12 protein-coding genes are annotated in these 11540 nt (G+C 67.0%); 6 read left to right on the top strand and 6 right to left on the bottom strand.

Translation table 11 applies throughout. The features are described 5' to 3' along the window. The first annotated feature begins 304 nt into the window (after positions 1–304). Both I4J89_RS05270 and I4J89_RS05265 read left to right on the top strand, forming a co-directional pair. Positions 305–1906 carry a GGDEF domain-containing protein gene (locus I4J89_RS05270; protein ID WP_230858329.1) on the top strand — a complete coding sequence of 534 codons (1602 nt, stop codon included), beginning with the start codon at positions 305–307 and terminating at the stop codon, positions 1904–1906. 131 nt (positions 1907–2037) lie between these two features. Beyond that, the gene (locus I4J89_RS05265; RefSeq protein WP_196412655.1) at positions 2038–2865 is read left to right on the top strand and encodes an SAM-dependent methyltransferase; all 828 of its coding nucleotides are present in this window, start codon (positions 2038–2040) and stop codon (positions 2863–2865) included. A 479-nt stretch (positions 2866–3344) separates the two neighbouring features. Here the strand turns inward: I4J89_RS05265 and I4J89_RS05260 are convergent, their stop codons facing one another. After that, on the bottom strand, positions 3345–3596 hold the full coding sequence (locus tag I4J89_RS05260; protein WP_196412654.1) for a hypothetical protein: 252 nt from the start codon (positions 3594–3596) through the stop codon (positions 3345–3347). Between the two features lie 259 nt (positions 3597–3855). Here I4J89_RS05260 and I4J89_RS05255 point away from each other — a divergent pair, with 259 nt between their 5' ends. Continuing rightward, positions 3856–4092 carry a DUF397 domain-containing protein gene (locus I4J89_RS05255; RefSeq protein ID WP_196412653.1) on the top strand — a complete coding sequence of 79 codons (237 nt, stop codon included), beginning with the start codon at positions 3856–3858 and terminating at the stop codon, positions 4090–4092. Between the two features lie 57 nt (positions 4093–4149). Here I4J89_RS05255 and I4J89_RS05250 read toward each other — a convergent pair whose 3' ends face one another. Next, on the bottom strand, positions 4150–5040 hold the full coding sequence (locus tag I4J89_RS05250) for a Sco1979 family transcriptional regulator (protein WP_309238193.1): 891 nt from the start codon (positions 5038–5040) through the stop codon (positions 4150–4152). A gap of 270 nt (positions 5041–5310) precedes the next feature. On the opposite strand from I4J89_RS05250, the gene I4J89_RS05245 reads away from it, so the two are divergent. The 3 genes from I4J89_RS05245 to I4J89_RS05235 all read left to right on the top strand — a co-directional run bounded on the left by I4J89_RS05245 (position 5311) and on the right by I4J89_RS05235 (position 6441). After that, the gene (locus tag I4J89_RS05245; RefSeq protein WP_196412651.1) at positions 5311–5610 is read left to right on the top strand and encodes a hypothetical protein; all 300 of its coding nucleotides are present in this window, start codon (positions 5311–5313) and stop codon (positions 5608–5610) included. Then, the gene (locus I4J89_RS05240; RefSeq protein ID WP_196412650.1) at positions 5607–5792 is read left to right on the top strand and encodes a hypothetical protein; all 186 of its coding nucleotides are present in this window, start codon (positions 5607–5609) and stop codon (positions 5790–5792) included. Before I4J89_RS05245 ends, I4J89_RS05240 begins: the two co-directional genes overlap by 4 nt. Positions 5793–6177: 385 nt before the next feature. Continuing rightward, a complete protein-coding gene (locus tag I4J89_RS05235; protein ID WP_196412649.1) occupies positions 6178–6441 on the top strand; it encodes a hypothetical protein in 264 nt (87 codons plus the stop codon). Here I4J89_RS05235 and I4J89_RS05230 read toward each other — a convergent pair. The 4 genes from I4J89_RS05230 to I4J89_RS05215 form a co-directional block, all read right to left on the bottom strand. Beyond that, the gene (locus tag I4J89_RS05230; RefSeq protein ID WP_196412648.1) at positions 6419–7255 is read right to left on the bottom strand and encodes a phosphoribosylaminoimidazolesuccinocarboxamide synthase; all 837 of its coding nucleotides are present in this window, start codon (positions 7253–7255) and stop codon (positions 6419–6421) included. The two genes, I4J89_RS05235 and I4J89_RS05230, sit on opposite strands and share 23 nt — an antisense overlap. Positions 7256–7792: 537 nt before the next feature. Beyond that, positions 7793–9121 (bottom strand): YDG/SRA domain-containing protein, encoded by a 1329-nt coding sequence (locus I4J89_RS05225; protein WP_507236523.1) that lies wholly within the window; start codon positions 9119–9121, stop codon positions 7793–7795. Between the two features lie 110 nt (positions 9122–9231). Then, positions 9232–9531 (bottom strand): hypothetical protein, encoded by a 300-nt coding sequence (locus I4J89_RS05220; protein WP_196412647.1) that lies wholly within the window; start codon positions 9529–9531, stop codon positions 9232–9234. Positions 9532–9598: 67 nt separating this feature from the next. Beyond that, the gene (locus I4J89_RS05215; protein WP_196412646.1) at positions 9599–10822 is read right to left on the bottom strand and encodes an MFS transporter; all 1224 of its coding nucleotides are present in this window, start codon (positions 10820–10822) and stop codon (positions 9599–9601) included. Positions 10823–11540 lie beyond the last annotated feature (718 nt).

Genomic DNA, 11540 nt, shown 5'->3' with positions numbered 1-11540 from the left:
CTAGCCCCTTGCCCCCCCCCCCCGCGGCCCCCGTATCGTGGCGTCTCGGGGCGCCGCACCATGTCCGAGATCACCCTCTCGGCGCCAGGTTCGCCCCTTTACGCAGAGCTACCCTCGGTAAGCGGAGAGGATTTTTCTCATCCCGTGGCAGGTCAGGTCGATGCTTCGGCCAGCACGGTTTCGGTCGGGCACGGTTTCGGTCGCGCACGGCCTCGGCCGGGCGCTGTCGTCGCGCACGGCTTCGGCTGGGCAATGGTGGTCTGTCGGGCACGGTTTCGGCCGGGCATGGGGGAGGAGAACCGCGTTGGATGGGCTCGCGACTGACGCCGAGACGCTCTCGGCCGCACTCCTCGCGATCGAGGACGAGCGGTCCTGGGACGCGCAAGCCGAACTGACCAGGTCCATCGAGATCGAGCGGGCCGCGCTGGCCCTCGGCGACGGGCTGCTGGTCACCCGGGCCCAGCTCTGCCAGGCCAACATGCGGCTGCGCTCGGGTGACGTGGCCGGCGCCGCGGCACAGATCTGGCGGGTGCACCAGTGGGCGGTCAGCCATGACGAGCGTCGGCTGCTGGCTCGTACCCACCTGGTCTGGTCGAGCATCCACCAGCACCTGAGCGACGCCGAACAGGCGCTGGAACACGCGGTGCTCGCGGTCGAGCTGCTGGACGAGGACTCGACCCCGCACATGCACATCTGGCACCGCACCAAGCTCGCCGACGCGCTGTACGCGGCCAACTCCATGGACGCGGCCCGGATCCGGTACCGGCAGGCCGAGCAACTGGCCGTCGAGTCCGGGTCGCCGGCACTGCTCTGCCTGCTCAACAACTACGCGTTCACCGAGTTCGACACCGGTCACCAGGATCGCGCGGAAGAGGTGGCGGAGCGCCTCCAGCGGCTCGCGGCCGAGCGTGGTGAGCTGCTCGAGCCCGCGTACCTGGACACCGTCGGCTGGATTCAGATCGGTAACGGGCGCTATGCGGACGCCGAGGCCACCATGCGGCTGTGCATCGAGCGGCACGCCGAGGGCCGGTACGACGGCGCTGACGCGATGGCGATGTACCTGCTCACCCTGGCCCGGGCACAGCGCGGGCTGGGTGCGTACGAGCGGGCGCAGGCGAGCCTCGCCGAGTCCCGTCGCCTCTGCCTCGAACGCGATCTCGGCGACCTGCTGGTACGCGTACACCAGGAGCAGTCCGAACTGCACGCCGCACGGGGCGAGTACGCCGAGGCGTTCGCCGTGCACAAGGTGTTCTTCAGCGCGTACCAGGCCCGGCACTCGGTGCAGCGGGAAGCGCGTACCCGGACCCGGCAGGCGATGTTCGAGACGGCCGAGGCCCGGCAGGAGGCCGAGCGCTTCCGCGAGCAGGCCCGTCGCGACCCGCTGACCGGCCTGCACAACCGCCGGTACGTGGACGAGCGTTTGCCCGGCCTGATCGAGTCGGACCCGGCACTCACCGTCGCACTCGTCGACCTGGATCACTTCAAGCAGGTGAACGACCGGCTCTCGCACCACGTGGGTGACCAGGTCCTGGTTCTCGTCGCCGACCTGCTGTCGCGCGAGGTCGCGATCGCCTGTCCGGACGGCTTCGTGGCACGGATGGGCGGCGAGGAGTTCCTGATCGTGCTGCCGGACACCGCCGCGCCGCGGGCCGCCCGGCTGCTCGACGGCATCCGGCGAACCGTCCGCGGACACGACTGGGCAGCGATCACCCGCGGTCTTCCGGTCACGGTGAGTATCGGCGTGGCCGCCACCGCCGAGGCCGCCGACACCACCCAGCCCACCCTACTGTCCACAGCGGACAGTCGCCTGTACGCTGCCAAGCACGCCGGACGTGATCGCGTCGTGTCGGCCGCGGATCACCACGGCAGCCTCCGTGAGTACGTCGGCCACGCCTCGGCCGCCTGACAGGCCGACACCCTACGGTGTCGCTGAGTAGCCAAATCCGGTCGCCGAGGCCTTAAGTCGGTCAATCGTTGCGGCTAGTCTGGACGAACCGATGAAGATCGGCAGCGGGGTCGAGGCGCAAGGAGGCGGCCGTGGAGCAGGGCAGTGGCAGTTCCGCACGCAACGAGGTCGCACCTCCCGGGGTCAACATCAACGTGCCGCACTCAGCCCGCATCTACGACTACTGGCTCGGCGGTAAGGACAACTTCGCCGTGGACCGGGGCGTGGGCGACGCGATGATCCAGGCCATCCCGGGGCTGCGCTACATGGCCGGGGAGAATCGCAAGTTCGTCCACCGGGTGGCTCGTGACCTCGTGCAGAAGGAAGGGATCCGGCAGTTCCTCGACGTCGGCACCGGCATACCCACCCGGCCCAACCTGCACGAGGTGGCCCAGGCGATCGCCCCGGAGACCCGGGTGGTCTATGTGGACAACGACCCGATCGTGCTGGTCCACGCACGCGCCCTGATGATCAGCCACCCCGCCGGTCGCAGTGAGTACATCTCGGCGGACCTGCGTGACCCCGCTTCGATCTTCAACGACCGGGCCCTGAGCGACACGCTCGACCTGACCAAACCGGTCGGGCTGACCCTGATCGCGATCCTGATGCTGCTCGCCGATGAGGATGACCCGTGGAGCAAGGTCGCGCAGCTGCGTGACGCTCTGCCGTCCGGCAGCTGTCTGGCGATCACCCACCCCACGGCCGACTTCAACCCGGCCGAGGTGGACGCCGCGGTCGCCGCGGCGACCGGCGCGGGGATGACCCTGGTGGCCCGGTCGCAGGAGGCGGTGGCCCGCTTCTTCGGCGACTGGGAGCTGCTCGAGCCGGGACTGGTGCCGGTGTCCAGCTGGCGGCCGGACGACCCGGACGTGGACCCGAAGGCGGCGTACTACTGGGCTGGTGTCGCCCGCAAGCCCTGACTTCGATCGCCGGCGAGCATGGCATCGTCAAAAGGCCCCGCCGACCGGCGGGGCCTTTCGCGTTGGACCGGGTGGGCGGCTCAGCACGGGGAACCGAACCGCCCACCCGGCGTCAGACGGGCGCTCCGCGCAGCACCCGCAAGCGTGGCCGCTTGCTCGCCGGCGGGACGGGCACGCGCCCCGCTCGGATCAATAGCTCGCGCTCCGCGCCCTCACGTCCCGCCCGGTCCACCACGACCCCGCGCACACCGATCCAGGTGTCGCCGTCGTGCGGGATGGGCCTCGTGAAATCAACTCGCACCAGGCGCAGCCGAATCGGGCCGACGCCATAGCAGTAGTCCGACTCGGCGAACTCGTACACCGGCCAGCGCGGCCCACTCGGTCGTAACACATGGTTACGAACCCGTGGCGCGGAAGTCATCCACCTGGCTCGAGCCAGCGGGTGCACCGCGGATCGCCGCCCGCGGCAACTAACGAGCTCACTCACGCGCGTCGGACTCACCTTCCTCGGCTGGCGGCTCCGGGGTGGTTGCCCCGTCAGGCCGGCTCAGTGCATACCTGACCCCGCCGAACCGGTGCGTAACCGCACTGGCCCGGGTGGAGGCCGCGACCACCTCGTCGGTGATCGGCTCGTCCCGGTAAACCGGAGACGGGTTTCCCCGGCGCGCGTTCTCGGCTGCGCCGGGGTCGCCCGGATCGGGATGTTCCGGGCCGATGTTGGGTATCGACATACTCGTCACCTCTCGCTCAGACGCCCCCGCCAGGGAGCCTCGCGCCGGAGACCGCAGACGTCGCTCCGCGACCGACCCATCACCCAAAGATGTCACCCTAAGTGACCCTCTTTGGGAGCTCACGTGCGTTATCATGCTCAGAATCACGGGACTACGCAAGGCCAGATGCACGTGCATTTGCATCGCAACCTCAAATAGGGACGTGTGGACACAGATCCCGGATCGATCGGCGATCCGGGGCATACCAAGGGAGCTTGGAATGACCTACGTGGTCAACGGCATGCCCGCCGGCCAGCTGCAGGGAGTGACCTGGCAGAAGAGCGGTCGCAGCAACCCAAGTGGCAACTGCGTGGAGTGCGCCGTCCTGCCCAGCGGCGACGTCGCCGTGCGCAACTCCCGGGACCCCCAGGGTGCGGCGCTCATCTACACCCGGGCTGAGATCGAGGCGTTCCTCGGCGGCGTCCGCGACGGGGACTTCGACAACCTGGTCGCCTGACACTCACAAACCACGACGGTCCGGCCGGGGGCGGCCGGACCGTCCATCAGAAGGCGCTCAGGCCGGCCGGCCGACCTCGTGCAGCAGCTTGCCGAGGATCTCCGGCGTATGGTTCGGCGGCTCGGCGTCGATGCACACGCGCTCCATCGCCATCGCGTAGTGGTCGACGTCCTCACGCTTGTCCAGATAGATCGCGCTGGTCAGCTGCTCCACATAGACCACGTCGGGCAGCTCCGGCTCCGGGAAGCGCAGAATCGCGAACGGACCACCGGCCGCCGCGTGCCCACCGGCGTGGAACGGAATGATCTGCAGCCGCACGCTCGGCAGTTTCGCCGCCTCGATCAGCGCCTCGATCTGCTGGCGCATCACCTCGACGCCGCCGATCGGGCGGCGCAGCACGGCCTCGTCGATGACAGCCCAGAGCTGCGGTGCACCCGGACGAGTAAGAATCTGCTGCCGGTGCTTGCGCACCTCGACGCGCCGGTTGATCTCCTCGGCGGTCGCACCGGCATGGCCGAGCATGATCACGGCACGCGCGTACTCCGGCGTCTGGAGCAGGCCGGGGACGAACTGGATCTCATAGGTCCGGATCAGGGAGGCAGCGGCCTCCAGACCGAGATACGACTGGAACCAGCCGGGAAGGACATCGCTGAAGTGATGCCACCAGCCCGGGTTGTTGGCCTGGCGTGCCAGTCCGATCAGCGCCTCGCGCTCGTCGGCGTCGGCCACGCCGTACATGGTCAGCAGGTCCGCGACGTCGCGTTCCTTGAAACTGACGCGACCCAGCTCCATCCGGCTGATCTTGGAACCGGAGGCCCGGATCTCATAGCCGGCAGCCTCCCGGGTGATCCCCCGCGACTCCCGCAGCCTGCGAAGCTGGGAGCCGAGCAGGATACGCAGCACGGTTGGACCGCCGCCCGGCGCCTCCTCCTGCGAACCCGCGCTCACCTGACTCCTCGTCGCTGCCTTGTGACTGCCCGATGCAGTCCTACGCATCCTAGAGCCGAGATCGTCCACTGCGAAACCAGCTCAACAGTAGCCCCGAGCGTTTGCGCGCGCCGGATGCACGTGCATCCGGCCTTGCGAACGCACTTGATGACGAGCATGATAGCTGACAGACACGTACCGACTGCTAACAGAGCGTGCCGAAATCTCCGGCTGCTTGGCCGATGCGTGTCGCCCCCCGGCACCCGCCTCGCGCGACCTAGGAGGCACCACATGTCGAACTGGACGACTTCCACGCCGACCGTCACCCCGCCCCAGCGCGACCCTGCGGACGTGGCACCGGCCGAGAGCTACCGGCCGGCCGATCCGGTGTGGGTCTACCGGGACGGCTGGCGTGCCGGCATCATCGAGGCGGCCTCGCCGCGGGCGGTCACCGTGACCTACCGCCCCGGCAGCCATCCAGGCACCGGCGTCGACACCTTCACCGCGCCATACGTGACGTCCCGCGCGGACAGCGACCCCGGGCTGGACCAGCGCGGACTGTATCTGGTTCGACGGAGTCCGCTGGTATGACCGGGGCCGTCACGATATCGGCCGTCGTCGGCCTGTTGAGTCTCTTCTCCGGCGTCGCCCTCGGGTGGTATTTGCGGCGTACCAACGACTGGTGCCCCACCTGCGGCGAGCAGCTCTCCTGCGGCGCCTGCCCGGTCGGCGTGCAGAGGCATCAGCAGCCCGCGGCCGCAGGCCGAAGCTGAATTTCGAGGTACGCGTCAACGGCCGTCCCGCCGGACTGCGTTCGTCCCCCGATCACCGCGCGACCTTCTGCCGGTTCCAGGCCACAGCGCGGCCGCCGGCGATCGCAGCGGGCGGGCCTCCGGGCCCCGCAGGCGAGCATCACTTAGAGTGCCCTTCCCTACGCGACTTCAGCCCGCTTGCGCCGCGCTTCCGCTTGGCGGCCATTCGCCCGCATCGTCACCCGTGACTGTTTTGCATATGGCGGGAAACGACCCCTCGATCGGGGGTCCGGATACCGGGTCGCCGGCGGCCGATTCGACGCCCCGGATCGCGGCGTTCCCCTCAATGGGCCCCGAACGGACCACGGCCGTTTTCGTTCACGCTTTCCCGGGTACGCGCTCGCCCGTGCTTGAACCGAAAGAAGACGAGGCGTTCCGCGGCGTGGTGGCGAATCTACTGATCGACGACATCCAGTTCGCACGCCGGGTCCAACGCCCACCACTGCGATGGTCCGTGCTGGCGGTTCTGCTGTGGACCATCGCGCCGATCTGCATCGTGCTCGGCGGCTGGACCGGCCTCATCGAAGCCGTGCTGGCCGCCGGCTACGGGTCCTACCTGATGCGCAAACGGCAGCAATGGGTCCAGTTCAGCGCCAACGATCCCCGGTGAGCCTCTCGTAGACCTCGATGTAGCGGTTCCGAGTGGCCTCGACCACCTCGTCCGGAATCTCCGGACCCGGAGCCGTCCGGTTCCAGTCCGGCAGCCCCGCCGACCAGTCCCGCAGAAACTGCTTGTCCAGGTAACGCGGAACACCGCCCGGGCTCCACTCGTCGGCACTCCAGAACCGCGATGAATCCGGCGTCAGCACCTCGTCGCCGAGCTTCAGCACACCGTTCGCGTGCCCAAGCTCGATCTTGGTGTCAGCGATGACAATGCCCTTGGTCGCCGCGATCTCCGACCCCCGCCGGTAGACCTCGAGCGTGACCCGGCGCAACTCCTCAGCCAGCTCCTTGCCTTGGCTGTCGACCACCTCGTCGAAGGTCATCGGCCGGTCATGGCCGCCGCCCACCGGTTCCTTCGTGCTCGGCGTGAAGATCGGCTCGGGCAGCTTGGCGGACTCCACCAACCCGGGCGGCAACGGGTTGCCGGAGATCGCCTGGTCGCGCTCGTAGTCCTTGATACCGGAACCGGCCAGGTAGCCGCGCGCGATGCACTCCACCATGACCATCTCCAGGCGTTCACACCGAATGGCCCGGCCGGCGAACTCGGCCGGCACGTCGGTGGCGGAGATGACGTGGTTGGGGATCACGTCAGCGAGCTGGTCGAACCACCAGAGGGAGAGCTGCGTAAGGATCTTGCCCTTGTCCGGGATGAGCGTAGGCAGGACGACGTCGTAGATCGAGATCCGGTCAGAGGTGACCAGCAGAACGTCGTCGCCGTCGGCGTAGACGTCCCGGATCTTGCCGGAGTGCAGGAGCTCCACGTGTTCCCCTCGGATGGTGCGGCTGGAGTGCGGTTTCACGCTATCGAACCGTACAGTGGCGGGCCTGAGCTACCGAGGACGGACGTAGCGTCACCGTACTTGTCCTCACCCATCACACCGTCCCACCCAATTCCCGAAATCATCGGCCAATGCAATCGGCAAGATCTTCAAATTCCGTGGGCTTATCAGCCGCCAGGTCCACGCCCGGCTGTAAGTCAACCCCCCAACACGAACCGACGTAATCCTGATCGGATGTTGGAACGACACGGCTAACGCATCGGGATTGTCCGTAGCGCAGCCTACAAAGCTTCTCGATCGCCTACACGCTCGCCCATGCCCACTCCAGCAAGCTTCGGCGTCCTAGCTTGGACCGGTGCGTCGATTCTTTGTCACTTAACCCAGGCTATCCCGATTGGGGAAACGGCGTAACACGAGAGGCATTGCTTCCGGCTGGAAACTTCTAGGTAACTGCTCGGGCATTGGCTCGAGCGAACGGCTGACGGTCACAGAGAGCAAACCGCCGCCACCCTAGATGACCTAACGAAACAGGTCGCGATGGTACCTCAGGTGATCGAGGTTGATCACATGATCATGAGATGTGCGTAGCAGGCCGCGATTTGGTTGGCTTGATACAATGGTAAGGTCATCATTGACTACGATTTCGCCGTTATCAAAAAGCACGTGGCAATTCGGACAGAGGCACAGAAGATTGTCTGGGGTGTCAGTTCCCGAATGCGGCTGCCCAACTGGTCTGATGTGCGCCCCCTGAGCGTAGCCCAGGCCCTTAATGGTCAACCTAGCATCACAAATCTGACACCTATAGTCATGTAGCTCCTTGACTGCTAGCGACAACGCGCGAGCCCGCCTAATTTGACTACGCGTAACTCTCGTGCGACCAGGCTCGACGTTACCGGACGGCAGGGATGCGACGTCCGTAACCACATCCCATCCCGCCGTCGACTCGGAGACTTTAACTAGCCTGTAGCAGCAGACGCGGAAGCCGCTCTGCCCAGGCCCCTGCCAGAAGCTCTCCACTTGAAAGAGCCCGTCGTAGCGATATCCGTAACTGGGCGCATGGCTATTCTTCCTCTTGGCATCAGCACCACGGATAACCCGGACCGGAACTCCGGTTACATGACTCGTTACTAGCGCAGCGTTACCGCGAGCATCGAAGCTCTGATGATCGACCTGTTTGCCGGTATCTTGATCACGCCCACCATGCCCGGTGTATATGATCAAGTCTCCGTAGTCTTTATCATCCTCATAACCCCCGGAGACTACGACCGACTCGGCCCCTCTGTCACGAGTGCCGATAATTCCCCATTGCGTGTTAATGTGAACTCGGTGTTCCACCAAAGACGCGCGGTCTTTGAAGACCGCACCGACCGGAACTCCCGGAACCTCTCCAAACCCAGAGAAGACGTTGAAGTACTCCAGGATGACGAGAGACTGCTGACTAGTAAGCCCTTTAACTGCCAATCTCGCAAATTCGTCGAAGTTCTCTCTTTCCGAGAGAAGGTGATAGGCCTCATCGGTAAGGCCCAGTAGGGGGTCTTGCTGGTCAAGCCATCGGGCGGACTCGGCACCGGCCTGAGTGGTCCCGGCAAATTGGAAATCCACAAGCGGCGATTGCTTCAGCCGAAGAACCTGGAGCACCGCCGCATCATCGTCCACACCACTACCTAAGGCAGAGATTATCTCGCTAATGCTTGCCCGAGCCTCACGCCAGTGCGCTACCCGAGGCTCACCTCGAGCAGCGCGCTGAGCAGCCCAGACTAAAGCCACGGGCTGGTGCACGAATCTCTTTCCTCTGGACCGATCTCGCCTAAGTTGTTCGAGAGCAACAGTTGCTTCCTCGAGATTCACGAGATCATCCCCAAGTCCCGGATCGATTCAAGATCGGGAGCTTAGGTCAGGCCTGAGATGGCATGGGTCAAGCGGGCTGCACTAGGCGACGAGCCAAGAATAAGGCCAGATCAGCGACCGAACCTTGACTTAGAACCGTCGCGTTCGTTTTGGACGCCGCCGATCTGCGCGTTGCGCCGGCCGGCCCGCACGAACCGGCGCTGCGTAGAGCACTCGGGCGGTAGCAGCACATCGACAATAAGCAGCGCCTGAGCACCTATCTGGCCCTGGCTGAGCTCGGCGCGTACCAACATCACCGAACGCGCCTTCTGGTTTCTGGGCCGGCCGAGTACGTGAGCCACGAGGGCGAACGCCCGATGGCGGTGACCTGGAAGCTGGAAACACCGCTCGCTGGTGATCTCTTCGCCCACTTCGCCGCCGCCATCGCGTAGCGAAGAAGAATGCCGCCCGGTCGAAATCGACCGGGCGGCATGTTCATCAGGCGGGCTGTTCGGCGGGGCGACCCACCACGAACGACCAGTTCAGCGACTTCCCCTTAACCCGGATCAGGGCTGCCGCCCCGGCCACCGCGGCCACTGTCGTCACCGCGCCGGCCAGCACCAACGCACCCCTGGCGCCCAGCGTGTCGCACATCCAGCCGATCGAGGGAGCGCCGACGATGCCGGACAGCGACGACACGATGCCGACCGTCGCCAGCACGCGGCCGCGCATCTCCTCGCGCGTGTCCAGCTGGATTCGCGTCGACACGACCGTGTCGAAGACGACCGCGCCGGCCGCGATCGGCAGGATCAGGGCGGCGAAGCCCAGGACGTTCGGGGCCAGGCCGGAGCAGAACTGCAGGGCGCTGATCAGGAAGCCGGTGCCCAGCAGGACCCGCAGGGTGGACTTGCCGGTGCCGGCCAGCAGCAGGCCGCCGGCGACGGCGCCGACCGCGAAGACTGTCGACAGCAGACCGTAGGCGCCCGACGAACCGGACAGCGGGCCGGACACCATCGCGGCCATGGAAACCTGGTAGTTGCGGCCCAGCGAGCCCAGGACGAACGACAGGGCCAGCACGATCAGCACCGTCGGCTGGGTGAGCAGGTAGCGCAGGCCGGCGATCACGCCGCCGGCCGCGGACGACGCGCGGGCCAGGTCGCGCATTTCGCTGGTGCGCATCGCGAGCAGCGCGGCGATGACGGCCAGGTAGGAGACCGCGTTGATCAGGAACAGGACGGCGGGGCCGGTGATGCCGATCAGCACACCGCCGAGCGCCATGCCGCCGATCCGGCCGGCGGAGCTGAGCACCGAGCCGAGCGCCAGGGCGGAGGCCAGCGCCTCACGGGGGACCAGGGACGAACCGAAGCGGCCGAGCACCGGGCCCTCGAAGGAGCTGATCACACCGGAGATCAGCGCCACCCCGTAGATCGTCCAGTTGCCGGCGGGCAGCACCAGGACGAGCGCCAGCAGGGCACGTATCGCCTGGCAGGCGATCAGCATCGGGCGGGCCGGGATCCGGTCGGCGAGCGCGCCGCCCCAGCTGCCGAGCAGCAGCACCGGCAGCGACTGCAGCATCACGACGGCGCCCATGGCGGTGGCCGATCCGGTCGCTGACAGGATCAGCCAGTTGAGTGCCAACACCTGCATCCACGTTCCGCCGACTGAAACGAGGTCGGCGGCCGCCCACAGGCGGTAGTTGCGCTCTCGGAGCGGCGCGAACATCGGAGCCAAGGTGGCGGCACCCCCAACAGGAAAGTGACGCCGACCTTCGGCGTCGCTTTCCCATCGGGCCGGTCTCGCGTTCCGCTTCGCCCGTTCAACCCGGCACACCACAAACGCAACCCAGGTGGTTGCGCGTCATTTTCGGTACGCCCACAACTCCCCAACCGCAACCTAAGCCGTCCCACGGTGGCACCAGCGCGACCGCTCATCCCACCAGCGGGCAACCACAGGTAACCAACGCCCATTACCTGCCCACCGGCGGCCCGCCACCACCAGCCGCCAACCAGACACGCGTCGCAGCGCCCACAACGGGCCTCACGCGCGGCCCGCGATCACCAGCCGCCGGCCAGACACGCATCGCGGCACGCAGAACCCGCCCCACGGGCGGCCCGCGACCACCGGCCGCCAGCCAGACAGGTATCGCGACGCGCATAACCCGCCCCACAGGCGGCTCGCAACCACCAGCCGCCAACCAGACACGCATCGCAACGCCCACAACCGGCCTTACGGGCGGCCGGCGACCACCAGCCGCCGGCCAGACAGGTATCGCGACGCGCATAACCCGCCCCACGGGCGGCCCGCAACCGGCAGCCGCCGGCCAGACAGGTATCGCGACGCGCATAACCCGCCCCACGGGCGGCCCGCAACCGGCAGCCGCCGGCCAGACAGGTATCGCGGACGCAGAACCCGCCCCACGGGCGGCCCGCAACCGGCAGCC

It is taken from the genome of Actinoplanes aureus, from assembly GCF_015704865.1.
Lineage (GTDB): Bacteria > Actinomycetota > Actinomycetes > Mycobacteriales > Micromonosporaceae > Actinoplanes > Actinoplanes aureus.
Note: the sequence above shows the minus strand (reverse complement) of the source record. Positions and strands in the feature narration are given on the sequence as shown.